At 62.0% G+C, this 26,218-nt stretch carries 24 protein-coding genes; 18 read left to right on the top strand and 6 right to left on the bottom strand.

All coding sequences use genetic code 11. The annotated features are described in order from the left end of the window. Positions 1–126: 126 nt before the first annotated feature. A complete protein-coding gene (locus HV744_RS12195; RefSeq protein ID WP_167049092.1) occupies positions 127–813 on the bottom strand; it encodes a response regulator in 687 nt (228 codons plus the stop codon). Positions 814–975: 162 nt separating this feature from the next. On the opposite strand from HV744_RS12195, the gene HV744_RS12190 reads away from it, so the two are divergent. After that, entirely contained in the window at positions 976–1,200 is a 225-nt protein-coding gene (locus tag HV744_RS12190) for a DUF3717 domain-containing protein (protein WP_175149742.1), read from the top strand. A 105-nt stretch (positions 1,201–1,305) separates the two neighbouring features. On the opposite strand, the gene HV744_RS12185 is transcribed toward HV744_RS12190, so the two are convergent. Together HV744_RS12185 and phhA are read right to left on the bottom strand one after the other, a co-directional pair. Then, entirely contained in the window at positions 1,306–1,596 is a 291-nt protein-coding gene (locus HV744_RS12185) for a 4a-hydroxytetrahydrobiopterin dehydratase (protein ID WP_175149741.1), read from the bottom strand. 104 nt (positions 1,597–1,700) lie between these two features. Continuing rightward, positions 1,701–2,600, bottom strand: coding sequence for a phenylalanine 4-monooxygenase (gene phhA / locus HV744_RS12180; RefSeq protein ID WP_175149740.1), 900 nt, complete (start codon positions 2,598–2,600; stop codon positions 1,701–1,703). 148 nt (positions 2,601–2,748) lie between these two features. On the opposite strand from phhA, the gene HV744_RS12175 reads away from it, so the two are divergent. Further along, on the top strand, positions 2,749–3,240 hold the full coding sequence (locus tag HV744_RS12175; protein ID WP_149670028.1) for an Lrp/AsnC family transcriptional regulator: 492 nt from the start codon (positions 2,749–2,751) through the stop codon (positions 3,238–3,240). A gap of 62 nt (positions 3,241–3,302) precedes the next feature. On the opposite strand, the gene HV744_RS12170 is transcribed toward HV744_RS12175, so the two are convergent. The 3 genes from HV744_RS12170 to HV744_RS12160 form a co-directional block, all read right to left on the bottom strand. Beyond that, entirely contained in the window at positions 3,303–3,839 is a 537-nt protein-coding gene (locus HV744_RS12170) for a class IV adenylate cyclase (RefSeq protein ID WP_175149739.1), read from the bottom strand. A gap of 123 nt (positions 3,840–3,962) precedes the next feature. Next, positions 3,963–4,178, bottom strand: a complete 216-nt coding sequence (locus HV744_RS12165) for a hypothetical protein (protein ID WP_175149738.1) — start codon at positions 4,176–4,178, stop codon at positions 3,963–3,965. A gap of 41 nt (positions 4,179–4,219) precedes the next feature. Continuing rightward, entirely contained in the window at positions 4,220–5,119 is a 900-nt protein-coding gene (locus HV744_RS12160; protein ID WP_175149737.1) for a LysR family transcriptional regulator, read from the bottom strand. A gap of 142 nt (positions 5,120–5,261) precedes the next feature. On the opposite strand from HV744_RS12160, the gene HV744_RS12155 reads away from it, so the two are divergent. The 16 genes from HV744_RS12155 (at position 5,262) to HV744_RS12080 (ending at position 25,486) form a co-directional block, all read left to right on the top strand. Beyond that, positions 5,262–6,800, top strand: a complete 1,539-nt coding sequence (locus tag HV744_RS12155; protein WP_175149736.1) for a CoA-acylating methylmalonate-semialdehyde dehydrogenase — start codon at positions 5,262–5,264, stop codon at positions 6,798–6,800. Between the two features lie 153 nt (positions 6,801–6,953). After that, positions 6,954–8,669 carry a GMC family oxidoreductase gene (locus HV744_RS12150; protein ID WP_175149735.1) on the top strand — a complete coding sequence of 572 codons (1,716 nt, stop codon included), beginning with the start codon at positions 6,954–6,956 and terminating at the stop codon, positions 8,667–8,669. Between the two features lie 297 nt (positions 8,670–8,966). Further along, positions 8,967–9,746: an ABC transporter ATP-binding protein gene (locus HV744_RS12145; protein ID WP_175149734.1), complete on the top strand. Its 780-nt coding sequence runs from the start codon at positions 8,967–8,969 to the stop codon at positions 9,744–9,746. Continuing rightward, positions 9,743–10,501, top strand: coding sequence for an ABC transporter ATP-binding protein (locus HV744_RS12140; protein ID WP_175149733.1), 759 nt, complete (start codon positions 9,743–9,745; stop codon positions 10,499–10,501). Before HV744_RS12145 ends, HV744_RS12140 begins: the two co-directional genes overlap by 4 nt. Before the next feature lie 53 nt (positions 10,502–10,554). Continuing rightward, entirely contained in the window at positions 10,555–11,769 is a 1,215-nt protein-coding gene (locus HV744_RS12135) for an ABC transporter substrate-binding protein (RefSeq protein ID WP_175149732.1), read from the top strand. A 202-nt stretch (positions 11,770–11,971) separates the two neighbouring features. Next, the gene (locus tag HV744_RS12130; RefSeq protein ID WP_175149731.1) at positions 11,972–12,856 is read left to right on the top strand and encodes a branched-chain amino acid ABC transporter permease; all 885 of its coding nucleotides are present in this window, start codon (positions 11,972–11,974) and stop codon (positions 12,854–12,856) included. After that, a complete protein-coding gene (locus HV744_RS12125; RefSeq protein WP_175149765.1) occupies positions 12,856–13,827 on the top strand; it encodes a branched-chain amino acid ABC transporter permease in 972 nt (323 codons plus the stop codon). The genes HV744_RS12130 and HV744_RS12125 overlap by 1 nt, the downstream gene beginning before the upstream one ends. Before the next feature lie 520 nt (positions 13,828–14,347). Then, entirely contained in the window at positions 14,348–15,514 is a 1,167-nt protein-coding gene (locus HV744_RS12120) for an ABC transporter substrate-binding protein (RefSeq protein WP_175149730.1), read from the top strand. Between the two features lie 403 nt (positions 15,515–15,917). Further along, positions 15,918–17,078 carry an ABC transporter substrate-binding protein gene (locus HV744_RS12115; RefSeq protein WP_175149729.1) on the top strand — a complete coding sequence of 387 codons (1,161 nt, stop codon included), beginning with the start codon at positions 15,918–15,920 and terminating at the stop codon, positions 17,076–17,078. A 205-nt stretch (positions 17,079–17,283) separates the two neighbouring features. Continuing rightward, entirely contained in the window at positions 17,284–18,339 is a 1,056-nt protein-coding gene (locus HV744_RS12110; protein WP_175149728.1) for a branched-chain amino acid ABC transporter permease, read from the top strand. 4 nt (positions 18,340–18,343) lie between these two features. Continuing rightward, positions 18,344–20,128: a branched-chain amino acid ABC transporter ATP-binding protein/permease gene (locus HV744_RS12105; RefSeq protein ID WP_175149727.1), complete on the top strand. Its 1,785-nt coding sequence runs from the start codon at positions 18,344–18,346 to the stop codon at positions 20,126–20,128. A gap of 11 nt (positions 20,129–20,139) precedes the next feature. Next, the gene (locus HV744_RS12100; RefSeq protein ID WP_175149726.1) at positions 20,140–20,892 is read left to right on the top strand and encodes an ABC transporter ATP-binding protein; all 753 of its coding nucleotides are present in this window, start codon (positions 20,140–20,142) and stop codon (positions 20,890–20,892) included. Positions 20,893–21,068: 176 nt separating this feature from the next. Further along, complete coding sequence (mnmG, locus tag HV744_RS12095; protein ID WP_175149725.1) at positions 21,069–23,027, top strand: tRNA uridine-5-carboxymethylaminomethyl(34) synthesis enzyme MnmG; 1,959 nt, start codon at positions 21,069–21,071, stop codon at positions 23,025–23,027. After that, a complete protein-coding gene (gene rsmG / locus HV744_RS12090) occupies positions 23,024–23,707 on the top strand; it encodes a 16S rRNA (guanine(527)-N(7))-methyltransferase RsmG (protein WP_175149724.1) in 684 nt (227 codons plus the stop codon). The genes mnmG and rsmG overlap by 4 nt, the downstream gene beginning before the upstream one ends. Positions 23,708–23,788: 81 nt before the next feature. Then, positions 23,789–24,580 (top strand): ParA family protein, encoded by a 792-nt coding sequence (locus HV744_RS12085; RefSeq protein ID WP_175149723.1) that lies wholly within the window; start codon positions 23,789–23,791, stop codon positions 24,578–24,580. Between the two features lie 18 nt (positions 24,581–24,598). Beyond that, positions 24,599–25,486 (top strand): ParB/RepB/Spo0J family partition protein, encoded by an 888-nt coding sequence (locus HV744_RS12080; RefSeq protein ID WP_175149722.1) that lies wholly within the window; start codon positions 24,599–24,601, stop codon positions 25,484–25,486. Positions 25,487–26,218: the final 732 nt, after the last annotated feature.

Here is a 26,218-nt window from a genome sequence, read left to right as displayed (position 1 = left end):
GCGCGGGAATGTAGCAACGGCGCCAGGCGCCGTGAAATTCGCCGGATGCCGGCGAACTGCGCACCGAGTGCGCGGCGCCGGCCCGGCGCCGTCAGGCCGCAATCGAGCTTGCGGCCTTCAGGACGATTATGCGGCCTGGCGGATTTCCTGCAACAGGTAACCAAAACCGCGCACCGTGACGATCTCGACACGGCAGTTCTCGAGCTTTTTACGCACCCGGTGCACGTAGACTTCGATCGCGGTGTCGCCGAGATCGCCGCCGAAATGCGTCAGATGGTCTTGCAGTTGCGCCTTGCTGACCACGCGGCCATGACGCAACAGCAGCATTTCGAGCACCGCGAATTCGCGCGGCGACAGTTCGAGCGGCTTGTCGTCGTTGAAGATACGGCGATCGACGCCCGACAGACGCACACCGCCCAGCGACACTTCCGGACGCGGCATGTCGCCGTGCGGGCCGCTGCGGCGCATCACCGCGCGAATGCGCGCTTCGAGTTCGGCGGGTTCGAACGGCTTCAGCATGTAGTCGTCGGCGCCGGAATTCAGGCCCTGGACGCGATCGTTCAGCTCGTCGCGCGCGGTGAGGATGATCACCGGCGTGTGTCGATTGCTCTGGCGGAAGCGCGCGAGCAGCGTCATGCCGTCGATGCCGGGCAGACCCAGGTCGAGAATCACCAGCTCGTGGCGGTTTTGCGTGAGGGCCTGTTCGGCGAAAATGCCGTCATGGACCATGTCGACGGTGAAGCCGGCTTGTTCGAGACTGCTTTGGATGCCGCGTGCGATGGGGCGGTCATCTTCGATCAGAAGGAGTCGCATGGATTTCGCTCAAGTACAATGGGTTTAGGCGTTTGGGCAAGCGGTTCGCCGGGGCGCCTGCTGCACAGACAGCGTGCGGTGTGGCCGTGCCGGATCGGCGAGAACGGGCCACGAAGCAGCCATCGAGCCGCCTTGAAGCGCCCTGCGAGCAATCACGAAGTCATGTCCGATATAACCATTCACGAACTGGAAGCCGCGATCAACTTCTGGCGCGCCCGCTCACCTTCGAGCGGCGACGAACTCGTTCTGTGCAAGGAGGCAAGCGCGCTCTCCAAGCCGTATGCGCTGCTGATTGTACAGCGTCAGCAGACGCTATCACCGGCTCGTTTGGACGCGATTGCCAGGCAAGCGTGGGAAGCTTACGTACGCCTTAATAATAGCCTGTAGAACTGAAGGTTTGAGCAAGGGATTGCCTGCATTGCCCTTTCACTCCCGCCGGATTGTTCAATTCGGGCGACATAAACGCGCGTAAAACGCAGCAGATTTCTTGTATTACGCGGTAATACTGTCGATGAACCCTGCCAGTTCGATGTCGCGCCCGGTCACGCCATCGGCCTCGTGCGTGGCCAGCGTGATCTCCACCTTGCTGTACACGTTGAACCATTCCGGGTGGTGATCCATTTCTTGCGCCTTGATCGCCACGCGCGTCATGAATCCGAACGCTTCGTTGAAGTCGGCGAATTCGAACTTGCGCTGGATCGCGTCGCGGTCCGCGACGGCTTGCCAGCCATGCAGTTGCGCGATCTGTGCGGCGCGCTCTTCGGTAGTCAGTTTCTGAATCATGGTGTTACCTCGTCGATCTGAACAGGCTCGCCGGTCAGGCGTGCACATTTACTATTTTTTCATGGATGCGGTGATCCTGCTGCCGGCCAGCCGGGCCTTCGTCGTCAGATATCGCCGTCGGTTTGCCAGCCTTCCTGCGAACCGCGGGTGATGACGAGATCGTCGTCGAGCACGTCGCCGGCCATGAATGGCGGTTCGGCTGCGAGCCGCGCCAGCAGCGGCGCGAAATCGGTTTGCGCGACGCCGAACAGTTGCTCGAAGTCGTCGATCACGAAGTAGGTTTTCTGGAACGTGTCGATGCGGTAGCGCGTGCGCATCACGCGTTCGAGGTCGAAGCCGAGCCGGTTCGGCGCCACGCTTTGCTGGCTGTAGAGCGTTTCGCCCTTGCTCGACACGATGCCCGCGCCGTAGATCTTCACGCCGTTCGGGCTCGCCGCGTCGCGGATCAGGCCGAACTCCACTGTGTACCAATAGAGCCGCGCGAGCAGCGGCAGCGCGCCCGCGTCGTTGGCCGCGAGCGCGGCGCGGCCGTATGCGTGCATGTAGTCGGCGAACACCGGGTTGATCAGCAGCGGCACATGGCCGAACAGATCGTGGAAGCAGTCGGGCTCCTGCAGATAATCGAGCTGGTCCGGGCGGCGCATCCACCAGGTCACGGGAAAGCGGCGGTTCGCCAGATGCTCGAAGAACACCTGATCGGGCACGAGGCCGGGCACGGCAACGACTTGCCAGCCGGTGGCCGGGGTCAGCTTTGCGTTGATTTCGTCGAAGGAAGGCACGCGGTCGGCCGGCATGCCGATGCATTCGACACCCGCCAGAAACTCGTCGCAGACGCGGCCTTTGAGTAGCGCGGTCTGGCGCGCGTAGAGTTGTTGCCACACCGCGTGGTCGACCGCGCCGTATCGTTCGGTGGGTTGATCGATGGTGAAATCGGCGCGGGTTTCAAGACCGGCGTCGAATTGCTCTTTCAGCTTGGCGGTGTTGGCGGTGCTCGCGGCGGACATACGGTGCTGCGCTCTGCGGTGTGTTCAAATGGAATCGGTGATGCGAGTGTAGAGCGGCAAGCATGCGGGAAGGGCGCAATGATGGCGTCATGTGGCTTTGATATGCAATAATCGTGCATCAAATGACGATTCAATGCGGACATTCGACATGTTGGAACTCGATCACTTCGATCTCGCGCTGCTAGACGTGTTGCAGCGCTTCGGCCGGGCCACGCATCAGCAATTGGCCGAGCAGGTGCCGCTATCACCGTCGCAGATCGGACGGCGCCTGCAGCGGCTGGAACAGGTGGGCGTGGTGGACGGCTATCGCGTCGTGCTGCGGCCGGAGAAGCTCGGGCTGGGCGTCACCGCTTTTACGAGTTTGAAGTTGAAGCACCACGGCGATTCGATCATCGAACAATTCCAGCAACAGATCGACGTGCTGCCCGAAGTGCTCGAATGTCATGCGGTGGTGGGCGACGCCGATTACCTGTTGCGCATCGTCGCGCCCGATCTGAATTATCTGTCGACCTTCGTGATGAAGAAACTGATGCGCGTGCCGGGCGTCGATAGCGTGCGCTCGAACATCGTGCTGACCACCTTCAAGCGCAATGGGCCGTTGCCGCTTGGCCATCTGTCGCCGGGGGCGGCCGCCGGTTGATGCGGCGGCGTTGCTGCGAGCGCGGTTCCCCAGACTTCGACGTGGTCCGCGCTGAGTGAGGTTTATGCCACCTGCTTCGGCTCGTTCTCCGGGCTCAGCAAATCGACATAGGCCACCGCGACCAGATCCGATTCCGGTACGCCGAGGCGCTTGAACATCGCGTGGGCTTCGGCGTGGCCGCCTTCTTCGTCGTCGTCCTGGGCGAGCAGCACTTCGAGTTCGACGAAATCGCCCAGACCGTCGACCCGGTCCAGATGAATCCGCGTACGTCCGGTCAGATACACATGCCGTTCCTTGGTGACGATGCCGCGCGTGGTCAACGCGGTGGCGAGCAGCGCGTGCATGGCTTCAGGGTTGGTCACGGGGCTGCGCGTGTAATACGACGCCTTCGGGCCGTCGCGGTCGTCGCGTTGATAGAAGATCAGTTCGGCCGGCGTGCCGTCGTCGAACTGGCGTAGTTTCAGGCGCCCGCGCGGCACGTCGTAGAAAAAGTCCTGCTGGCGGAAGATCAGCGGCGCGTCCGTCGCGAGCTGCGCCGCGCGTTCGCGCAGTTGCTCGAAATGCTGGGCGCGGGCTTTGATTTCAATGTTGCGTGCCATGTCAGGCTCCTGTCGAAGGATGGAGTGGTCGGCCGCTTCTGGTGTTGCCGGGCGAAGCTGCCGGGAAGGACAAAGTCATGCGGAACGGAAAACGATGCGGGGCCGGCGCGTAAGCGCGAACCGTCAATCTAACAAAAACTGCGTGACGGCGTGGTTTCGGATGACGCGGGGGGTGGGAGCGACGAGCGCAACAAGCTGTTGACGGCGGCTGGCGAGTACGAGGCTGCAAATGGCTGTCGCCAGAGATTCCGGCACAAACGGATACAGATCGTGCCGCGTATGTCTGGCATTAGCGCGACTCATATCGCGGCGCACATCGCGCACTTTGGCTGCTTTCATGGCGGCTTTCAGGTGGCCTCACACGGCCGCTCGCTTCACCCTTACGTCGCCCATTGCTGTTCGATCAGCTTCAACGCGGCGGCAATCGCCGGTTCGTCCTTGCGCGCTTCAAGCGTGACAAAGCTGAGCTGGGTCGGCACCGTAATCCCCTCGACGATGGTCAGCGCGTGCGCGTGCGCTTCGGCAATCGCGGTGGCGTCGCGTGCGAGTGTGAGGCCGACACCTGATTTCACCAGATCGAGCATCGACGGCTCCTGGTCCACTTCCGCGACCTTGACCGGTTTCACGCCAGCCTCGCCGAAGCAGCGCGACAACAATCGATTGTGCGCGGACGCGGGCGGCGTCCAGATCCATGGCAGCGCGGCGAGCGAGCGCCAGTCGCGCGCGCCTTTGACGCGGTCTTTCCAGCCGGCCGGCGCCAGCACGCGATACTGGAAGTGGGTGAGCGTGACCGCGTGGAAGGCGGGACCGTCGCGCGTATCGTCATCGGACGGCAGGCCGATGTAGTAGCCGACATCCAGCTCGCCGGAGCGAATCTGCTCCAGCACCCAGCCCGACATGCCGTGGCGCAACGCCGTTTCGATGTGCGGCCAGGTCTCGACCAGCTGTTTGAGAAAGCCGCCCAGGCGCAGGAACGCCGGGTCGAGAATCGTGCCGATCCGCAAGCGTCCGCGCACTTCGTGACGCAGCGACTGCGCGGCCCGCTCTACGTCCGCCGCCGCGCCGAGCGCGCGTTCGGCATGCGGCAGCAGCGCCTGGCCGTCGCGCGTGAGCGACAGCCCGTGCGAGGTCCGCGTGAACAGCGTCACGCCGAGCGTCTCCTGCAAATGCTTGATTTGCAGGCTGACGGCGGGTTGGGTCAGGTGCAGCTGCACCGCAGCACGCGTGAGGTTGCCCTCCCGCGCGACGGTGATGAAGGCCCGGAGCAGAGTGAGATCCATAGCCTGATATTAGCGCGGCTTATAGCGCAGTTGAGCATTACTCATTGGATTTGTCGCCCCGAAGCGCCGTACGCTTGGCGTTCATCACGCCCTTGTCGCGCCTCGCGCGGCGGGCGGAAGACTTCACCGGAAGAGGAATGACATGAGCGAGACATATCAGGACGAGACTCTGCGCAGCGCGACCAGCGCACGCGCGCTGACCCATTTCATCAATGGCAAGACCATCGATGGCACCAGCGGCCGCTTCGGCGACGTCTTCAATCCTGCGCTCGGCAGCGTGAGCGCACGCGTGCCGCTGGCGAGCGTCGCCGAAGTGGACGCCGCGGTCGCCGCCGCCCGAGGCGCCTTTCCCGCTTGGAGCGAAACCGCGCCGATCAAACGGGCGCGCGTGCTGTTCAAGTTCAAGGAACTGCTCGACCGGCACCACGACGAACTGGCGGAGCTGATCACGCGCGAGCACGGCAAGGTGTTCTCGGACGCGAAGGGCGAGGTGATGCGCGGCATCGAGATTGTCGAGTTCGCGTGCGGCATTCCGAATCTGTTGAAGACCGATTTCACCGATCAGATCGGCGGCGGCATCGACAACTGGAATCTGCGTCAGCCGCTCGGCGTGGTCGCCGGCATTACGCCGTTCAATTTTCCGATGATGGTGCCGTGCTGGATGTTCCCCGTCGCGATCGCGTGCGGCAACACGTTCGTGCTGAAGCCGTCCGAGCGCGATCCGTCCGCCTCGAACCGGCTCGCCGAATTGTTGAAGGAAGCGGGCTTGCCGGACGGCGTGTTCAACGTCGTGCATGGCGACAAGGTGGCGGTCGATGCGCTGCTGGTGCATCCCGAAGTAAGCGCGTTGTCGTTTGTCGGTTCGACGCCGATTGCCGAATACATCTACACGGAAGGCACCAAACACGGCAAGCGCGTGCAGGCTTTGGGCGGGGCGAAGAATCACCTGGTCGTGATGCCGGACGCCGATCTCGACCAGGCCGTCGATGCGCTGATCGGCGCCGCGTACGGTTCGGCGGGCGAGCGCTGCATGGCGATCTCGGTGGCGGTCGCGGTCGGACATATTGCCGATGAACTGATCGAGCGGCTGACGCCGCGCGTGAAGAGCCTGAAGATACTCAACGGCATGGAAGCGGCAGCCGAGATGGGACCGTTGGTGACAGCGGTGCATCGCGAGAAGGTGGTCGGCTATATCGATGCGGGTGTCGCGGCGGGCGCGAAGCTGGTGGTCGATGGACGTGGTCATCAGGTGGACGGTCACGAGAAAGGATTCTTCCTCGGCGGCACGCTGTTCGACGATGTGTCGACCGACATGAAGATTTATCGCGAAGAGATTTTTGGCCCCGTGCTATGTGTGGTGCGGGTACCGGATTTCGCGTCCGCTGTCGAGCTCATCAACGCTAACCAGTTTGCCAACGGCGTGTCGTTGTTCACCTCCGACGGCGGCGTCGCCCGCGCCTTCTCGCGGCAGATCGAGATCGGCATGGTGGGGATCAACGTGCCGATTCCGGTGCCGATGGCATGGCATTCGTTTGGCGGGTGGAAGAAGTCGCTGTTCGGCGATCATCACGCGTACGGTGAGGAAGGCGTGCGGTTTTATACGCGCTACAAGAGCATCATGCAGCGCTGGCCCGACAGTATCGCGAAGGGCGCTGAGTTTACGATGCCGGTTGCCAAATAATCCGATCCGGTTGCCTTCGGCGGCGCTTCAGTTAGCGCGCCGAAGGCACCGGCAGAAACACGCGCCGCACACAGAAAGCACAAATAAAGCCCATCGCAGCGGCCGCATGAAAACAATTCGGCTTGCAGGAAAAAAAGCTTAGGAGACTGAACAATGAGCGACACCGAAAGCACCCTTGTGGCCGCCCGGCGGCTGGAAGGCGAATTCGACTACATCATTGTCGGCGCGGGCACGGCCGGTTGCGTGCTCGCGAATCGGCTGACCGAAGATCCGGACATCCACGTGCTGTTGCTGGAAGCCGGCGGCAAAGACGACTACCACTGGATTCATGTGCCGGTCGGCTACCTGTACTGCATCGGCAATCCGCGCACGGACTGGCTCTATAAAACACAGCCGGAAGCCGGTCTGAACGGACGCGCGCTGTCGTATCCACGCGGACGCGTATTAGGCGGAAGTTCATCGATCAACGGCATGATCTACATGCGCGGCCAGCGCGAAGACTACGATGAATGGGCCCGCGTGACCAACGACGCATCCTGGTCCTGGAACGCCGTGTTGCCGGTCTTCAAACGCAGCGAAGACCATCACGCCGGTGCAAGCGAATCGCACGGCGCAGGTGGTCCTTGGCGCGTCGAAAAACAACGCCTGAAATGGAAGATTCTCGAAGAGTTTTCGCGAGCCGCGCAGCAGACCGGCATCCCCGCAACGGATGACTTCAATCGCGGCGACAACACCGGCGTCGGCTATTTCGACGTCAATCAGAAACGCGGCATCCGCTGGAATGCGTCGAAAGCGTTCTTGCGTCCCGCACTCAAACGCCCGAATCTGACAGTCATCACCGGCGCGCATACACAGCGCGTCGTGTTCGAAGGACGCCGTTGCACCGGCGTCGAATATCGCGGCGACAACACGGACTATCTCGCCAAGGCGCGCTGTGAAGTGATCCTCAGTTCGGGCGCGGTCAACTCGCCGCAACTGCTCGAACTGTCCGGCGTTGGCAACGGCGCGCGCCTGCAGAGTCTGGGCATCGAGGTCGTCAACGATCTGGGTGGCGTCGGCGAAAATCTGCAGGACCATTTGCAATTGCGCATGGCTTATAAGGTCGACGGCGTGCGCACGCTCAACACAGCGTCCGCACATTGGTGGGGCAAGCTGATGATCGGCGTGCAATACGCGCTCTTTCAAAGCGGTCCGATGTCGATGTCGCCGTCGCAACTCGGTGCATTCGCCAAATCCGATCCCGACGATGGTGCGCTCACGCGTCCCGATCTCGAGTATCACGTGCAGCCGCTCTCGCTCGATCGTTTCGGCGAACCGCTGCATCGCTTCAACGCGTTCACGGCTTCGGTGTGTCAGTTGCGGCCGAGTTCGCGCGGCAGCATCCACATCGAATCGGCCGATGCGTCGGCAGCGCCGTTGATCGCGCCGAACTATCTGTCCACCGATCACGACCGGCACGTCGCCGCCAACGCGTTGCGTCTCACGCGCCGCATCGCTGCTGCACCGGCGCTCGCGCGTTATCGGCCGCAGGAGATTTTGCCGGGCATCCAGTATCAAACCGAAGAAGAACTGCAGCAGGCCGCCGGCGCGGTCGGCACGACCATCTTCCATCCGGTCGGCACCTGCCGCATGGGCACGACCGACGACCCGGGCGCGGTGGTCGACAACCGGCTACGAGTTATCGGAGTCGAAGGGCTGCGCGTGGTCGACGCGTCGGTGATGCCGAACATCACATCGGGCAACACCAACTCGCCGACACTGATGATTGCCGAGCGCGCGAGCGACATGATCCGCGAAGATCGCCGCGCGCGCGTGAGCGGCAGCATCGCCGCGCAAACCAGCCCGGCTCCTTCGATGTCCGCTGTGTGACAAAGCGTGCAGGTCAGAAAGTCCACCGCGTGAGACACCGGTCAGGTTTGCCGAACCGATGTCTCACGCGCGGCGGTCATGCTGTGGGCGCGTTTGATCCACTAAGTGCAAATCCCAATGAATGCGCTGCATCATTGGCGCGACAATGGCAGCCATGCTGCGTGCCACGCCATGGATTACCGTCTGGATTGGTGCAGCACGCCAACGAGCGGCAAGGGGTGCCGCCGTCATAAAAAGTCGCGCAGAGCTTCGCGCGGAAGATCGTAGTGCTTCGCCTTACTCCGTATGGAAGGGAACATGATTCTCGGCGATACGATTCTCGAAACGCGCGGCCTCACCCGCGAGTTCAAAGGCTTCATCGCCGTGAACGGTGTGAACCTGCGCGTGCGGCGTGGCTCGATCCATGCATTGATCGGGCCCAATGGGGCAGGCAAGACCACCTGCTTCAATCTGCTCACCAAGTTCCTCGAACCGACAGCGGGTCAGATCGTCTTCAATGGCATCGACATCACCGGTGAACGTCCGGCGCAGATCGCGCGGCGCGGCGTCATTCGCTCGTTTCAGATCTCCGCGGTATTTCCGCATCTGACAGCATTGCAGAATGTGCGCATCGGTTTGCAACGCTCGCTCGGCACCGCGTTCCACTTCTGGAAGAGCGAACGCACGCTGCGCCAGCTCGACGACCGCGCAATGGATCTGCTAACCCAGGTCGGATTGACCGATTTCGCCGATGTGTTGACCGTCGAGCTTTCATACGGCCGCAAGCGCGCGCTGGAAATCGCCACCACGCTCTCGATGGAACCGGAGCTGATGCTGCTCGACGAGCCGACGCAAGGCATGGGCCACGAAGACGTCGACCGCGTCACGGCATTGATCAAAAAAGTATCGAGCGGCCGCACGATCCTGATGGTCGAGCACAACATGAATGTGATCGCCGGCATCTCCGACACGATTACCGTGCTGCAACGTGGCGAAGTGCTCGCCGAGGGCAGCTACGCCGAAGTGTCGAAGAATCCGCTCGTGATGCAAGCCTATATGGGCAGCGCCGACGCGGCGCTCGCCGGAGCCCACGCATGAATACGATTGTCGAGAGCGAAGGCCTCGAAGTGAGCGGCACGAGCGGCGGCGCTCCCGCGCTGGAGATTGCGGGCTTGCAGGCGTGGTATGGGGAGTCCCACATCCTGCATGGCGTCGACCTGACGGTGAACCGCGGCGAAGTCGTCACGCTGCTCGGCCGCAATGGCGCGGGGCGCACCACCACGCTGCGCGCGATCATGGGCCTGACGGGGCGGCGCATGGGGTCGATCCGCATCGGCGGACGCGAAACGATCAACTTGCCCACGCATCGCATCGCGCATTGCGGCATCGGTTATTGCCCGGAAGAGCGCGGTATTTTTTCGAGCCTCTCGTGTGAGGAAAATCTGCTGTTGCCGCCGCCGGTCGGCGACAAGGCGCATATGATGTCGCTCGAAGAAATCTATTCGATGTTTCCGAATCTGCAAGAACGCCGCATGAGCCAGGGCACGCGCCTCTCGGGCGGCGAACAGCAGATGCTGGCGGTGGCGCGGATTCTGCGCACCGGCGCGAGCCTGCTGCTGCTCGACGAAATCTCGGAAGGGCTGGCTCCCGTCATCGTGCAGGCGCTCGCACGCATGATCATCACGCTCAAGGAGCGCGGTTATACGGTCGTGATGGTCGAACAGAATTTCCGCTTTGCCGCGCCGCTTGCCGATCGCTTCTACGTGATGGAGCACGGGTCGATCGTCGAGCACTTCGAGGCGAAGGAACTCGAAGGCAAGATGCCGGTCTTGCACGATTTGCTGGGCGTATAAGCACACGCCCGATTACCCCTGATAACCACAAGCGAAGAAACCAGGAGACACGAATGAAAAAGAACCCACTCGCGCGGCTTGCCTCACTTTGTTTCGCGGTAGCGGCCGGGGCCGCTCTGACGATGGGCAGCGCGCAAGCGGCCGACGATGCGGTGAAGATCGGCTTCATCACCGATCTGTCGGGGCTGTACGCGGATATCGACGGCCCGGGCGGCCTCGAAGCGATCCGCATGGCGGTCGCAGACTTCGGCGGCAAGGTGAACGGCAAGCCGATTACGGTGGTGTACGCGGATCACCAGAACAAGGCGGACATCGCCGCGTCGCGGGCACGCGAGTGGTTCGACCGTGACGGCGTCGACCTGCTGATCGGCGGCACGAACTCGGCGACCGGCCTGTCGATGAACACGGTGGCGGGCGAGAAGCACAAGGTCTATATCAGCATTGGCGCAGGCGCGGACACGCTGACCAACGAGCAGTGCACGCCGTACACGATCCACTATGCGTACGACACGACCGCGCTCGCCAAGGGCACGGGTTCGGCGGTGACCAAGCAGGGCGGCAAGACGTGGTACTTCCTGACGGCTGATTATGCGTTCGGCAAGGCGCTCGAAAAGAACACGTCGGACGTGGTGAAAGCGAGCGGCGGCCAGGTGCTGGGCGAGGTGCGGCATCCTCTGTCCGCGTCGGACTTCTCGTCATTCCTGCTGCAGGCGCAAGGGTCGAAGGCGCAGATCCTGGGCCTCGCCAATGCCGGCGGCGACACGATCAACTCGATCAAGGCCGCCAAGGAATTCGGCATCAACAAGACGATGAAGATTGCCGCGCTGCTGATGTTCATCAACGACGTGCATAGCCTGGGCCTGGAAACCACTCAAGGTCTGGTGCTGACGGATAGCTGGTACTGGAACAAGGACGCCAACACGCGCAAGTGGGCGCAGCGCTATTTCGACAAGACGAAGAAGATGCCGTCGAGCCTGCAGGCCGCCGACTATTCGGCGACCATGAACTACCTGAAGGCCGTGCAGGCAGTCGGCTCGACCGACTCCGACAAGGTGATGGCGCAGTTGAGGAAGACCAAAATCGACGACTTCTACGCGAAGGGCTACATTCGTCAGGACGGCAGCATGATCCACGACATGTACCTGATGCAGGTGAAGACGCCGGCCGAATCCAAAGAACCGTGGGACTACTACAAGATCAGCGCGACGATTCCGGGCGAGCAGGCGTTCACGACCAAGGCGGAAACGCGCTGCGCGCTGTGGAAATAAGCGCGGGTTGAGGGTCTCGAGGCCGTCTGCGTGTCGATGTATCAGCGCGCGAATTAGCAGTTGCGCGGTGCTGGCCGGCAGGCAGACGGCAAACCGTTTCACACGCCGAGCGTGATAGGCGCTGTTGCCGCCTGTCGCGCGCCGGCCGGATCGTGCGTGAGCGATCTCACCTTGGCGATGGCTACAGGGGTTAAGGGCTTCAATGGACATCTTTGGCGTTCCGCTACCGGCGATGCTGAGCCAGCTTCTGCTGGGTCTCGTGAACGGCTCGTTCTACGCGATTCTGAGTCTCGGGCTGGCGGTGATCTTCGGCTTGCTCAACGTGATCAACTTCGCGCACGGCGCGTTGTTCATGCTCGGCGCGATGCTCGCGTGGATGGGGCTGTCGTATTTCGGCCTGCCGTACTGGATGATGTTGGTATTGGCGCCGCTGATCGTGGGGCTGTTCGGCATCGCGATCGAGCGCTCGATGCTGCGCTGGCTGTATAAGCTCGATCACCTGTATGGGCTGCTGCTGACGTTCGGGCTCACGCTGGTCGTCGAAGGCGTGTTCCGCTCGATCTATGGTTCGTCCGGCCAGCCGTACGACGTGCCGTCGGCGCTCTCCGGCGCGACCAATCTCGGCTTCATGTTCCTGCCGAACTACCGCGCGTGGGTGGTGGTCGCGTCGCTGCTGGTCTGCTTCGCGACGTGGTTCGTGATCGAGAAGACGCGCCTCGGCGCGTATCTGCGCGCGGGCACCGAGAACCCGAAACTGGTCGAGGCGTTCGGCGTCAACGTGCCGCTGATGATCACGCTGACTTATGGCTTCGGCGTCGCATTGGCGGCGTTCGCGGGCGTGCTGGCCGCGCCGGTCATTCAGGTTTCGCCGTTGATGGGCCAGCCGATGATCATCACCGTGTTCGCGGTGGTCGTGATCGGCGGGATGGGTTCGATCATGGGCTCGATTCTGACCGGCCTGATGCTCGGCGTGATCGAAGGGCTGACGCGCGTGTTCTATCCGGAAGCGTCGGCGACCGTCGTCTTCGTGATCATGGCGCTCGTGTTGCTGGTGCGCCCGGCGGGTCTCTTCGGCAAGGAAAAATGATGCAGAGAAAAGTGCTTTACGGGCTGCTGCTGATCGGTCTCCTCGCGGTGCCCGTGCTCGGCATCTATCCGCTCTTCGTGATGAAGGTGCTTTGTTTCGCGCTGTTCGCGGCGGCGTTCAATCTGCTGATCGGCTATACCGGCTTGCTGTCGTTCGGCCATGCGATGTTTCTCGCGTCGGCCGGTTACGTCACCGGCTATGCGATGCAGACGCTCGGCTTTTCGCCCGAACTCGGTGTGCTTGCCGGCACCGCGGTGGCCACCTTGCTCGGCCTGATCGTCGGATTCTTCGCGATTCGCCGGCAGGGCATCTACTTCGCGATGGTGACGCTGGCGTTGGCGCAGATGGTCTACTTCGTGTTCCTGCAGGCGCCGTTCACGCATGGCGAGGATGGCCTGCAAGGCGTGCCGCGCGGCAAGCTGTTCGGTCTGCTGGATCTGTCTTCCGACGTCGCGCTGTACTTTGTCGTGCTGGCTGTGATGGTGCTGGCGTTCCTGCTGATCGTGCGGATCGTGCACTCGCCGTTCGGACAGGTGCTGGTGGCGATCAAGGAAAACGAGCCGCGTGCGGTGTCGCTCGGCTACGACACGGATCGCTTCAAGCTGCTCGCATTCATTCTGTCGGCGGGGCTTGCCGGCCTCGCGGGTTCGCTCAAAGTGCTGGTGCAGGGCTTCGAGACGCTGAGCGACGCGTACTGGACCATGTCCGGTCTGGTGATCCTGATGACGCTGGTCGGTGGCATGGGGACGTTGTTTGGGCCCTTGCTAGGTGCGGCGTTGATCGTTGCGCTCGAAGACCGGCTCGGCGATATCGGCGGGGCGCTCGCGGCGTCGACCGGCATCGACTGGTTCCGCTCGCTGGGCGAGTCGGTGACGATCGTGACCGGCGTGATTTTCATCGCTTGCGTGCTGGCGTTCCGGCGCGGCATTGTCGGCGAGATCATCGCGCGGGTGCGGCCGCTGCGAGCCTGAAGCACGATGAACTGCGAAATTGATTCGGTATCCGATGTAATTCGGCGGAGCTGGGAACAGAGGCGCGTGGATCGCGAAGTCCGCTGGCCGATTGCAGCCAGCGGCAAAGGCCGCGCAAACGTGCCCCAATTCGGTGCCGCAGTGCACCACTAGGGTAATTGCTAGTTGTAGCCAGAGGGGGGCTCGTTTAATCTTCATGCAGTTCTGATGCACCACGAAATTTTGCAGGTGGAGAACGAGGAGACATGAGGCACTCAGTGCCCAGACGAAAGCGCTGTTGGATTGATATCCAACAGCGCTTTTTATTTGTGCTTTTCATCTGGCGCTATTCCATTCTTTCGCTAATTCGGTGGCCTTTTTTATTCACCGAATCGATCGCGATCTCATCCCGCACAACCCTGCAAAACGCTTGCAGCGCCGGGCTTTCGTCCGCTAAACTCGCTATTCACCGACCGCTGGGTTGGTATTTAAATCCGCGGATTTAAATTCAAACGAATAACGGTGTAGATAGAGGAGCGGGATGAAGTCGGCATTGCGTTGGATTTGCGCGGCATTGGTCGCCACCGGGGTATCCGCCACATGGAGCGGTCATGCGTTCGCGGACGTGAAAATCGGCGTCACCGTGTCGGCAACGGGGCCGGCCGCATCGCTCGGTATTCCGGAAAAGAACACGATTGCGCTGCTGCCTAAAGAAGTAGCAGGCCAGAAAATCGACTACATCGTGCTCGACGATGCGACCGATTCGACCCAGGCGGTCAAGAACGCCCGCAAGCTCACCAGCGAAGATCACGTGGATGCGATGATCGGCTCGACCGTCGTGCCGAACTCGCTCGCCATGATCGACGTCGCCGCCGAAGGCGCCACGCCGATGATCTCGATGGCCGCCGCGGCGAGCATCGTCGAACCGATGGATGCGAAGCGCGCGTGGGTCTTCAAGACGCCGCAGAACGACATTCTGATGGCCACCGCGATCGCGCAGCATATGGCGAATCACGGCGTGAAGACGGTCGCGTTCATCGGCTTCGCGGACGCGTATGGCGAGAGCTGGTTCAAGGAGTTCGGCAAGGCCGCTGATCTCGCGAAGATCAAGATCGTCGCGAACGAACGCTTCGCGCGCAACGACGCATCGGTCACCGGCCAGGTGCTGAAGATGATGTCGCAGAACCCGGATGCGGTGCTGATCGCGGGTGCGGGCACGCCGGCCGCGCTGCCGCAGAAAACGCTCAGGGAGCGCGGCTACAAGGGCAAGTACTATCAGACGCACGGCGTCGCGAATAACGACTTCCTGCGCGTGTGCGGCAAGGATTGCGAAGGCACGTATCTGCCGGCCGGCCCGCTGCTGGTCGCCGATCAGCTGCCTGATTCGAATCCGGTGAAGAAGAGCTCGCTGGCCTACAAGCATGCGTACGAAACCGCTTATGGCGCCGGCTCGGTGTCGACCTTCGGCGGTCACGCATGGGATGCGGGCCTGCTGCTGCAACACGCGATTCCGCTCGCGTTGAAGAAGGGCCAGCCGGGCACGCCTGCGTTCCGTGAGGCGCTGCGCGCAGCACTGGAGAACACGAAAGACGTGCCCGCGTCGCACGGCATCTTCAACATGAGCGCGAATGACCACGCTGGTCTCGACCAGCGGGCGCGCGTGATGGTGGAGATCGTCGGCGGCAAGTGGAAGCTGTCCGGCGACTGAGCGAAGGCGAAGCGATACGGAACCTCATCGAAAAAGACGCGTGCAGTCGACGCGTCTTTTTTATTGCCCGCTTCACATGAAAAGTGTGGTTCCGTCGCTTCAGGACAAACCCGCAGTTGACTGGCAGTGTATTGACCGTCAATGATGCAGAACGCAATACTACTAACATGTTAGTAGTTTGCCGGCTTGAATTCGCAGCAGCGAAGTGGGGCAACTATCGTAGGAAATCGCAGCAGTTTGCAGTGGTGGTGAGCAGGGGAGTGGCACCCGACAAAATGGCGAAGGTATTCGCGCGGAGCAGGGAAAACCATGCTTGGCACGCCTGAGCCCTATAACCAGATTCAGACACCCGGCCGTCAGGCCGGATTACAGATACGCGCTTCAAAGCGTTTGGAGACTCGCAATGAACAAGACTAGGCAATGGGTACGCACCGGCATCGCGATGGCGTTGATGTGTGGCGCGGGAGCGGCGTTCGCTCAGGTGAAGATCGGCGTGACGTTGTCGACCACGGGGCCGGCTGCATCGCTCGGCATTCCTGAGAAGAACACGATCGCGCTGCTGCCGAAAGAGATCGGCGGCAAGACCGTGCAGTACATCGTGCTCGACGACGCATCGGACACCGGCAAGGCCGTGCAGAACACGCGCAAGCTGATCGATGAAGACCACGTCGATGCGATCATTGGTTCGACTGTCACGCCGAATTCACTCGCAATGCTCGACGCCGCCGCCGAAGGCAAGACGCCGGTCATTTCGCTGGCGGCGTCGGCCGCGATCATCTCGCCGATGGACGCGAAGCGCGCATGGGCCTTTAAACCGCCGCAGAACGACAGCCTGATGGCCGACGCGATCGCCGACTACATGGCGCATCACGGCGTGAAGACGGTTGGCTTCATCGGCTTCGCGGATGCGTACGGCGACAGCTGGAATACGGTCTTTAATGCCGCCGCCGCCGCGCACAATCTGAAGATCGTCTCGAATGAACGCTTTAACCGCACCGACGCATCGGTGACCGGTCAGGTATTGAAGACGATGGGCTCAAATCCCGACGCGGTGCTGATCGCCGGTTCGGGCACGCCGGCGGCGCTGCCGGCCAAGGCGCTCAAGGAGCGCGGCTACAAGGGCAAGATCTATCAGACGCATGGCGTCGCGAACAACGACTTCCTGCGCGTATGCGGCAAGGATTGCGAAGGCGAACTGCTGCCGGCTGGCCCGATTCTCGTGGTGGACCAGTTGCCGGATTCGAATCCGGTGAAGAAGTCGTCGGAAGCCTATAAGACGGCGTACGAGAAGGCGTACGGCGCGGGTTCGGTGGCGACCTTCGGCGGTCACGCATGGGATGCCGGCCAGATGTTGCAAGCGGCGATTCCGGTCGCGCTGAAGACCGCTCAGCCGGGCACCGAAGCGTTCCGCGTGGCACTGCGCGGCGCACTCGAAAGCATCAAGGAATTGCCGGTGTCGCACGGCATCATGAACACCACGACGACCGACCACAACGGCCTCGACAAGCGTGCACGCGTGATCGTGCAGATCGTCGACGGCAAGTGGAAACTGCAGAACGACTAAACATAAAAGCGGTACGCGCCTCTCGCGCAATCTGCGGCACGTGACGCCGCATTGCCATTCGGTTCGATGACAATGGCATCGACCGCCGCGCCGGACCACGGTGCGGCGGTTGCCTTTTCAGGCATTGCGGGTCGGTGGACGGCCTGGAGTTCTGCCGCCACGACTGTTTCCCAGTTTCGATTTCGAAGCTTCAGGACGAGGAAGTATGGATCTATCAATTGCGGCGATCCTCGCGCAGGATGGCATCACCACCGGCGCGATATACGCGCTGCTCGCGCTCGCGCTGGTGCTGGTGTTCTCCGTGACGCGGGTGATCTTTATCCCGCAGGGGGAGTTTGTTTCGTACGGCGCGTTGACGCTCGCCGCACTCCAGACCCAAAAATTTCCGGCCACCTGCTGGCTGTTGATGGCGATGGGCGCGGCCTGCTTCGTTGTCGAGGCGGCGGGGCTGGTGCGGCATCCCGAACGGCGACGCCATGCGGCACGCACGCTGGTCATGCTGGTCGGGAAATACCTGCTGTTTCCGATCGCGGTTTACGCGCTCACGCGAGGTGTTTTCCTACAGCCTCTGCCGATGATCGTGCAGATCGCGTTGACGCTTCTGATCGTGATTCCGATGGGACCGTTCGTCTACCGGCTCGCGTATGAGCCGATCGCGGAGGCGACCACGCTGCTGCTGCTGATCGTCGCGGTGGCGGTGCACTTTGCGATGGTCGGCCTGGGGCTCGTGATGTTCGGCGCGGAAGGCTCGCGGACCAATGCATTCTCGGACGCGACCTTCAACGTCGGCAGCCTGTCGATCTCCGGGCAAAGTCTGTGGGTGGTCGGCACCGCGGTCGTGTTGATCGGCGCGCTGTATCTGTACTTCGACCGCTCGATCTCAGGCAAGGCCTTGCGCGCGACATCGGTGAACCGGCTCGGCGCGCGGCTCGTCGGCATCGGCACGACGCAAGCGGGGCGCCTCGCGTTCACGCTGGCTGCGGGGCTCGGCGCCCTGTGCGGCATCCTCGTCGCACCGCTGACCACCATCTACTACGACTCGGGCTTCCTGATCGGTCTGAAGGGCTTCGTGGGGGCGATTATCGGCGGGCTCGTCAGCTATCCGCTGGCGGCTGCGGGCTCGATCCTGGTGGGCCTGCTGGAGTCGTATTCGTCGTTCTGGGCGAGCGCCTATAAAGAAGTGATCGTGTTCACGCTGATCATCCCGGTGCTGCTCTGGCGAAGTCTTGCCAGCCCGCACGCCGAAGAGGAAGAGGAGTGACACGATGAAACGGATCATGCAAAACAAGTTCTTCTGGTTGTTCCTCGTGGTGCTGTTCGCGCTGCCGGTGTTGCCGCAGCCGATTCACGTGCCCGAGTACTGGGTGACGCTGCTCAACTACATCGGCCTGTATTCGATCGTCGCGATCGGGCTCGTGCTGCTGACCGGCATCGGCGGGATGACGAGCTTCGGGCAGGCGGCGTTCGTCGGCATCGGCGCCTACGCGACCGCTTATCTGACGACGGCCTATGGTGTGTCGCCGTGGCTCGCGCTGATCGCGGGCGTCGTCGTGACGGCGCTGATCGCGCTGATGCTGGGCCTCGTGACGATGCGTTTGTCCGGTCACTTTCTGCCGCTCGGCACGATCGCGTGGGGGCTCGCGCTGTTCTACCTGTTCGGCAATCTCGAAATGCTCGGCAAGTACGACGGCATCAACGGGATTCCGGTGCTGAATGTTTTCGGCATCAACCTCGAGTCCGGCCGCCATATCTATTTCCTGATCTGGCTCGTCGTGCTCGGTGCGGTGATCTCTGTTCAAAATCTGCTTAATAGCCGGCCGGGGCGGGCGATTCGCGCGTTGCGCGGCGGCGGCATGATGGCGGAGGCGATGGGCGTGAATACCGGCTGGATGCGCGTGGTGATCTTCGTCTATGCGGCGGTGCTGGCGTCGGTCTCGGGCTTCCTGTACGCCCATCTGCAACGCGCGGTGAATCCGACGCCGTTTGGTCTGAACCACGGCATCGAGTTTCTGTTCATGGCGGTGGTGGGGGGCGTGTCGCACGTCTGGGGCGCGGTGCTCGGCGCGGCGATCCTGACGGTGTTGCAGGACTATCTGCAAACGCTACTGCCGAAGCTGCTGGGCGAGAACGGCAACTTCGAAGTGATCGTGTTCGGCATTTTGATGGTGCTGCTGCTGCAATACGCCCGCAAAGGGGTCTGGCCATTCGTCGCGCGCTTTTTCCCGAGCGGCCCGCGCGCCCATCTGGTGGATCATGCGGAGCCCTTGCCGCAGCGCAGCAAGCCTGAAGCGGGTGAGAACCTGCTGACCGTGAACAAGGCGCGCAAGCAGTTCGGCGGTCTGGTTGCAGTGAACGATGTCAGCTTCGAAGTGAAAGCGGGGCAGATCATCGGGCTGATCGGGCCGAACGGCGCCGGTAAGTCGACGACCTTCAACCTCGTCACCGGTGTGCTGCAGGCGACCAGCGGCGAGATCACGTTCCGCGGCGAGCGTATCGATTCACTGAGTTCACGTGAAATCGTCAAGCGTGGGATTGGCCGGACCTTCCAGCACGTCAAGCTGCTGCCGGGGATGACCGTGCTGGAGAATGTGGCGATCGGCGCGCATCTGCGCGGCCAGGCTGGTGTCTGGCGCAGCGTTGTGCGCCTGAATGGCGCGGAAGAAGCGCGCTTGATGGCCGAGGCGGCTCGCCAGATTCGCCGTGTCGGACTCGAGCAGCATATGTACGACGAAGCCGGCAGTCTCGCGTTGGGCCAGCAGCGGATTCTCGAAATTGCTCGCGCGTTGTGCTGTGACCCGACGCTGCTGCTGCTGGATGAGCCGGCAGCCGGTTTGCGTTATCAGGAAAAGCTGCAACTCGCCGACTTGCTGCGCCGCCTCAAGGCGGAAGGCATGAGTGTGCTGCTGGTGGAGCACGACATGGATTTCGTGATGAATCTCACCGACCGGCTGGTGGTCATGGAGTTCGGCACCCGGATCGCGGAAGGTTTGCCGCTGGACGTGCAGCAAGACCCGGCTGTGCTCGAAGCGTATCTGGGCGGGGTGGAGTGATGGAGAACACAATGAATGCTGCTGCACCGATTCTCGACGTGGACGGTCTGTCGGTCCGATACGGCAAGGTCGAGGCGCTGCACGGCGCGGCGATCAAGGTGCGGGCGGGGCAAATCGTCTCGGTGATCGGCCCGAATGGCGCTGGCAAGTCGACGTTGTTGAACGCGATCATGGGCGCGTTGCCGAACACGGGCCATGCAAAGGGTGCTGTCGTCTATCAGGGCGAGGATGTCAGCGCGGTGCCGGTTGAGAAACGGGTCGCGCGCGGCATGTGTCTGGTGCCCGAAAAGCGCGAGCTGTTCGCGTCGATGACGGTGGAAGACAACCTTGTCCTCGGGGCCTATCGACGCAAACGCGCAGGGGATCGCAACTTTCTCGACCAGCTCGAACCGGTCTTCACGCTGTTTCCGCGACTGAAGGAGCGTCGCAAGCAGGCTGCCGGCACCTTGTCCGGCGGCGAGCGGCAGATGCTGGCGGTAGGGCGGGCGTTGATGGGCAAGCCCGATCTGCTGATGCTGGACGAACCGAGTTTGGGTCTTGCGCCGCTGATCGTAAAAGAAATTTTTCATATCATTAGCGCGTTGCGCCAGACCGGCGTGGCGACGCTGCTGATCGAGCAGAATGCGCGGGCCGCATTGCAGATCTCCGACTACGGCTATGTGCTCGAAACCGGGGAGCTGGCGCTGGAAGGTCCGGCAGCGGATCTGGCGCAGAATCCGCGCGTGATCGAAACATATCTCGGGCTGGCCAAGAAAGTGGCCTGAACGCGGACTTTTCGCCGGTTGCTACAGTTCGAAGCGGTGTGTTTCACGTGAAACACACCGCTTTTTTTTATGGCTCGTCCATTCGGACGAAATTCGGGCCTAAACCGAACCCGTTATAATTCGCCCATACATTTTCCTTTGAAAGGCTCACGCGACGATCTGGCGTGAGATCCGCAATGCTCTTTCCCACAGAATTTGACGTAATCGTCGTTGGCGGTGGTCATGCAGGCACCGAAGCCGCTTTGGCCTCGGCGCGCATGGGCAATGCGACGCTCCTGCTGACCCACAACATCGAAACCCTCGGTCAGATGAGCTGCAATCCGTCGATTGGCGGCATTGGCAAAGGCCATCTGGTCAAGGAAGTGGACGCGCTCGGCGGTGCAATGGCGGCCGCGACGGACGAGGGCGGGATTCAGTTCCGCATCCTGAATTCGTCGAAGGGCCCCGCGGTTCGGGCGACGCGCGCTCAGGCCGACCGTCTGCTGTACAAGCAGGCGATCCGGCATCGGCTGGAGAATCAGCCGAACCTGTGGCTGTTCCAGCAAGCCGTCGACGATCTGATGGTGGAGGGTGACCGTGTCGTCGGCGCGGTCACGCAAGTGGGGATTCGTTTCCGCGCGCGGGCGGTTGTGCTGACGGCCGGGACGTTCCTCGACGGCAAGATTCACGTGGGCTTGAACAACTATACCGGCGGCCGCGCCGGCGACCCGGCTGCGGTGTCGCTGTCCGCACGCCTGAAGGAATTGAAGCTGCCACAGGGCCGGCTCAAGACGGGTACGCCGCCGCGCATCGACGGCCGCACGATCGACTTTTCGCTGCTCGAAGAGCAGCCGGGTGACCTGGATCCGGTGCCGATTTTCTCGTTTCTCGGGCGCGTCGAGCAGCATCCGCGGCAAGTGCCGTGCTGGGTGACACATACGAACGAGCGCACGCACGACATCATCCGTGGCGGGCTCGACCGTTCGCCGATGTATACCGGCGTCATCGAAGGGGTGGGGCCGCGCTATTGCCCGTCGATCGAGGACAAGATTCACCGTTTCGCATCGAAGGAATCGCATCAGATCTTCCTTGAACCGGAAGGACTGACGACCAACGAGTTCTATCCAAACGGGATCTCCACCAGCCTGCCATTCGATGTGCAGCTGGAATTGGTGCGTTCGATGCGCGGTCTGGAGCATGCGCACATTCTGCGTCCGGGCTATGCGATCGAGTACGATTATTTCGATCCGCGCGGGCTGAAGGCTTCGCTGGAAACCAAAGTGATCAACGGGCTGTTCTTTGCTGGCCAGATCAACGGCACGACCGGCTACGAAGAAGCGGCCGCGCAAGGTTTGCTGGCGGGCATCAACGCCGGTTTGTACGTGCAAGGCAAGGAAGCGTGGTGCCCGCGGCGCGATCAGGCTTACCTCGGCGTGCTGGTCGACGATCTGGTGACGCGCGGTGTCTCCGAGCCGTATCGGATGTTCACGAGTCGCGCCGAATATCGTCTGAGCTTGCGCGAAGACAATGCCGATATGCGTCTGACCGAGATTGGCCGCGAGCTTGGCGTGGTCGACGACATTCGTTGGGACGCATTCAGCCGCAAGCGCGACACTGTTTCACGTGAAACAGAGCGCCTTCGCACGACGTGGGTCAATCCTAAGACGTTACCCGCCGACGAAGCGACAGCCTTGCTCGGCAAGCCGATCGATCACGAATACAGCTTGGCGGATCTGCTGCGCCGCCCGGGCGTCACGTATGACGGCGTCTGCGGGCTGCGTGCTGGCGCATGCGGCGCGCCCGAAATCCTCGCGGAAGATGGTGTGCTGCTCGCGCAGATCAAGGAACAGATCGAAATCGGCATCAAATATCAGGGCTATATTGACCGCCAGGCCGGCGAGATCGAGCGGAACGAGGCCCAGGAAAGTACTCGCCTGCCCGAGGGGTTGGACTACGCGGAAGTCAGGGGCCTCTCGTTCGAGGCGCGTCAGAAGCTGACGCAGTTCCGACCCGAGACCATTGGCCAGGCGTCGCGCATCTCCGGCATCACGCCGGCGGCGATCTCCTTGCTGATGGTTCACCTGAAGCGCGGCTTGGGCCGTCGTTCGACGCAACCCGCCGAACCCGGCACCGATAGCACGCCGGTGACGCAATGACGGTGAGCCAGAAGGGAAGCAATCAGCAGGAGCTGGCGCCATTGCTGGCGGGCGGTGTCCGCGAACTCGGCCTCGATTTGAGCGACGCGCAACTCGGCAAGCTGCTCGACTACGTCGCGCTGCTGTCGAAGTGGAATGCCGTCTACAACCTGACGGCGATCCGCGACCCGCGGCAAATGCTGATCCAGCACATCCTCGATTCACTGTCGATCGTGCCGCACCTCGCGCCCCGCGGTCCGTCATCGGTGCTCGATGTGGGTTCGGGCGGCGGCCTGCCGGGTATCGTGCTGGCGATCGTTTTGCCTGACTGGACTGTCACGGTGAATGACATCGTTCATAAAAAGACAGCATTTCAGGCTCAGGCTAAGGCCGAGCTCGGCGTTGCGAATCTGTCGGTCGTGACCGGCCGGGTTGAGACTTTGCAGCCAGGCGCCGAAGTACCGGCAAAGTTCGACGTAATCGTCTCACGAGCATTCGCAGAGCTCGCGGATTTCGTTACACTGGCCCGTCACCTGGTTGCGGAGCAGGGCGCGATCTGGGCGATGAAAGGCGTGCGTCCGGAAGGCGAAATCGAACGCTTGCCGGCCGGTGCCCATGTAGAACAGATCATTCGGCTGAATGTGCCGTCGCTCGACGCCGAGCGCCACCTGATCAAGGTTCTTGTGGACACCGGCAACTGAGGCTGCCGCTAGCCTCATGTCGTACCCCAGTACTATCAGTGATTTTTACTTCATCCAGGCAGCAAAAGGGACACACCAACGATGGCAAAAATCTTCTGCGTTGCGAACCAGAAGGGCGGCGTCGGCAAGACGACGACCACAGTCAATCTGGCGGCGAGCTTGGCAGCGCAGGGACAGCGAGTCCTTCTCATCGATCTGGACCCGCAGGGCAATGCCACGATGGGCAGCGGCATCGACAAGGCCGCTTGCGCGAACACCGTCTACGAAGTGATCGTGGATAGCGTATCGGTGGCCGATGCGCGAATCCGTCCGGATGCAGTTGGCTACGACGTGCTGCCCGCGAACCGCGAACTCGCGGGCGCCGAGGTGGAGCTCGTCAGCGTACAGAATCGTGAGCGTCAACTGAAGGCCGCACTCGCGGCGGTCGAGAGCGAATACGATTTCGTGCTGATCGACTGCCCGCCGGCTTTGTCGCTGCTGACGCTCAACGGCCTGTGCGCCGCACATGGCGTCGTGATTCCGATGCAATGCGAGTACTTCGCGCTCGAAGGCTTGTCCGATCTGGTCAACACGATCAAACAGGTGCACGCCAATCTGAATCGGGATCTGAAGGTCATTGGCCTGTTGCGCGTGATGTTCGATCCGCGCATCACGTTGCAACAGCAAGTTTCGGATCAGCTGAAAGAGCATTTCGGCGACAAGGTATTCGACGCGGTTATCCCACGCAACGTACGTCTGGCCGAGGCGCCGAGCTATGGCTTGCCCGGTGTGGTGTTCGACCGGGCATCGCGCGGCGCGCAGGCGTATGTGCAGTTCGGCGCGGAAATGATTGAGCGGGTGCGCGCGTTGAATGACGCCCCCCTGGCATCCTAAGCGGATCGAGGAAGCACGATGAACGCAGTAGCAAGAAAGAAGGGATTGGGTCGCGGCCTTGAGGCGTTGCTGGGCGGTACTGCCGATATCACCGAGGCGGTGGTGATCGACGGTGCGCCCAACGTGCTGCCGCTCAGCAAGATGCAGGCGGGCAAGTACCAGCCGCGCACGCGTATGGACGAAGGCGCGTTGCAGGAACTGGCGGCCAGCATCCGTGCTCAGGGGCTGATGCAGCCGATCCTCGTGCGTCCCGTGTCGGCGGACAAATACGAGATCATCGCGGGGGAGCGGCGTTTTCGCGCGGCGCGCCTTGCGGGCCTCGATGAGGTGCCAGTACTGGTGAGGGACGTGCCGGACCAGGCCGCCGCCGCGATGGCGCTGATTGAGAATATTCAGCGCGAGGATCTGAATCCGCTGGAAGAGGCGCAGGGGATCCAGCGCTTGCTCGACGAGTTCAATTTCACGCACGAGCAGGCGGCGGAGTCGGTTGGCCGTTCGCGCAGTGCGGTATCGAATCTGCTGCGCCTGCTGAATCTGGCGTCGCCGGTGCAGACGATGCTGCTGGCTGGCGATCTGGACATGGGGCACGCGCGCGCGCTGCTGGCCGTCGACGCCGCGACGCAGATCACGTTGGCCAACCAGGTCGTCAACAAGCGCATGTCCGTGCGCGAAACCGAAAAGCTGGTGACGACGACCACCAAGGCTGCACCCGCAGTCAAGTCGCGCGCGAATCCGGATGGTGGACGCGACACGCGGCGGCTTGAAGAGGAACTGTCGGATCTGCTGGCTGCAACGGTAAAGATCAAGCTCGGGCGACGCGGCCGGGGACAGGTGCTGGTGGACTTTGGTGATCTGGATGCGCTGGAAGGCATTCTCGTTCGATTGCGTGGTAATGCCACCGCGTGATGCTTGAGGAGCGGGATTGCATAAGAAGGGTGCCGAATAGGCTTGCGGCGGGTTCAACGGTGGCTCGCAAGCTATTTGGTGCGCTTTGGGTGTGTTTTGCGGTTGGCTCGGTCCTGTGCCGCTCGCGGACGGAATCAACCAATTTCATTGATCTGCTTCTCATATCAATATCAGCTGGATTCCTAAATAAAATTAACATCGAATAATCAGGAATCCGGATATATCGGCATGTTGCACAATCTCTGCTGTGACGGAAAAGCCGATTGGTTTCGCCGCCGCTTGGGGCGTACTACGTCTGTCCTCAATAGCCGTTGTCGCAGTTAGGACGTTTCCCAGCAATAAACACTTCACCTCACTGGTTGGCCGGGTCAATGCCATCGCGTGGCTCAGCTCTGCGGGGCGGGTAGGGCAGCCGCCCCGATGTGATGCCGAACGCGTCCGCCGTTGCCGGAGCAACCAATCGAAGCCGACCGGAGCAGCGAGTTTCGCAGCGACTTCGCCGTCCGTCGTAGAGGCCCCCGCACGAGCGCCGTTTGTCCCTTACCCGTCAACGCCCGATCTGTCCAATCCTGCATGCAAAGATCGACGTTTGTTGCATTTTCGACACGTCCGCCGCAACGTCCAGGCGGCCTATAAATGTGCGTAAACCTGCCCGATTCAAAGTGCGCGTTTTGCCATCCCCCAGCCGCCTTACATTTGAGGTGATTTCGCTCGCCAGAGTGCAGTTTCCGC

The organism is Paraburkholderia ultramafica (genome assembly GCF_902859915.1).
GTDB classification, from domain to species: Bacteria; Pseudomonadota; Gammaproteobacteria; order Burkholderiales; family Burkholderiaceae; genus Paraburkholderia; species Paraburkholderia ultramafica.
Note: the sequence above shows the minus strand (reverse complement) of the source record. Positions and strands in the feature narration are given on the sequence as shown.

What these genes read in the sequence shown, in the direction of transcription:
- HV744_RS12190 (WP_175149742.1), top strand. Translation starts at nt 976, where the DNA reads ATGTCCGATATAACCATTCACGAACTGGAAGCCGCGATCAACTTCTGG.
- mnmG (WP_175149725.1), top strand. Translation starts at nt 21,069, where the DNA reads ATGCTCTTTCCCACAGAATTTGACGTAATCGTCGTTGGCGGTGGTCAT.
- HV744_RS12115 (WP_175149729.1), top strand. Translation starts at nt 15,918, where the DNA reads ATGAACAAGACTAGGCAATGGGTACGCACCGGCATCGCGATGGCGTTG.
- HV744_RS12110 (WP_175149728.1), top strand. Translation starts at nt 17,284, where the DNA reads ATGGATCTATCAATTGCGGCGATCCTCGCGCAGGATGGCATCACCACC.
- HV744_RS12170 (WP_175149739.1), bottom strand. Translation starts at nt 3,839, where the DNA reads ATGGCACGCAACATTGAAATCAAAGCCCGCGCCCAGCATTTCGAGCAA.
- HV744_RS12150 (WP_175149735.1), top strand. Translation starts at nt 6,954, where the DNA reads ATGAGCGACACCGAAAGCACCCTTGTGGCCGCCCGGCGGCTGGAAGGC.
- HV744_RS12135 (WP_175149732.1), top strand. Translation starts at nt 10,555, where the DNA reads ATGAAAAAGAACCCACTCGCGCGGCTTGCCTCACTTTGTTTCGCGGTA.
- HV744_RS12165 (WP_175149738.1), bottom strand. Translation starts at nt 4,178, where the DNA reads ATGAAAGCAGCCAAAGTGCGCGATGTGCGCCGCGATATGAGTCGCGCT.
- HV744_RS12140 (WP_175149733.1), top strand. Translation starts at nt 9,743, where the DNA reads ATGAATACGATTGTCGAGAGCGAAGGCCTCGAAGTGAGCGGCACGAGC.
- HV744_RS12125 (WP_175149765.1), top strand. Translation starts at nt 12,856, where the DNA reads ATGCAGAGAAAAGTGCTTTACGGGCTGCTGCTGATCGGTCTCCTCGCG.
- HV744_RS12160 (WP_175149737.1), bottom strand. Translation starts at nt 5,119, where the DNA reads ATGGATCTCACTCTGCTCCGGGCCTTCATCACCGTCGCGCGGGAGGGC.
- HV744_RS12185 (WP_175149741.1), bottom strand. Translation starts at nt 1,596, where the DNA reads ATGATTCAGAAACTGACTACCGAAGAGCGCGCCGCACAGATCGCGCAA.
- HV744_RS12155 (WP_175149736.1), top strand. Translation starts at nt 5,262, where the DNA reads ATGAGCGAGACATATCAGGACGAGACTCTGCGCAGCGCGACCAGCGCA.
- HV744_RS12080 (WP_175149722.1), top strand. Translation starts at nt 24,599, where the DNA reads ATGAACGCAGTAGCAAGAAAGAAGGGATTGGGTCGCGGCCTTGAGGCG.
- HV744_RS12085 (WP_175149723.1), top strand. Translation starts at nt 23,789, where the DNA reads ATGGCAAAAATCTTCTGCGTTGCGAACCAGAAGGGCGGCGTCGGCAAG.
- HV744_RS12100 (WP_175149726.1), top strand. Translation starts at nt 20,140, where the DNA reads ATGAATGCTGCTGCACCGATTCTCGACGTGGACGGTCTGTCGGTCCGA.
- HV744_RS12130 (WP_175149731.1), top strand. Translation starts at nt 11,972, where the DNA reads ATGGACATCTTTGGCGTTCCGCTACCGGCGATGCTGAGCCAGCTTCTG.
- HV744_RS12145 (WP_175149734.1), top strand. Translation starts at nt 8,967, where the DNA reads ATGATTCTCGGCGATACGATTCTCGAAACGCGCGGCCTCACCCGCGAG.
- HV744_RS12195 (WP_167049092.1), bottom strand. Translation starts at nt 813, where the DNA reads ATGCGACTCCTTCTGATCGAAGATGACCGCCCCATCGCACGCGGCATC.
- HV744_RS12105 (WP_175149727.1), top strand. Translation starts at nt 18,344, where the DNA reads ATGAAACGGATCATGCAAAACAAGTTCTTCTGGTTGTTCCTCGTGGTG.
- HV744_RS12120 (WP_175149730.1), top strand. Translation starts at nt 14,348, where the DNA reads ATGAAGTCGGCATTGCGTTGGATTTGCGCGGCATTGGTCGCCACCGGG.
- HV744_RS12175 (WP_149670028.1), top strand. Translation starts at nt 2,749, where the DNA reads ATGTTGGAACTCGATCACTTCGATCTCGCGCTGCTAGACGTGTTGCAG.
- phhA (WP_175149740.1), bottom strand. Translation starts at nt 2,600, where the DNA reads ATGTCCGCCGCGAGCACCGCCAACACCGCCAAGCTGAAAGAGCAATTC.
- rsmG (WP_175149724.1), top strand. Translation starts at nt 23,024, where the DNA reads ATGACGGTGAGCCAGAAGGGAAGCAATCAGCAGGAGCTGGCGCCATTG.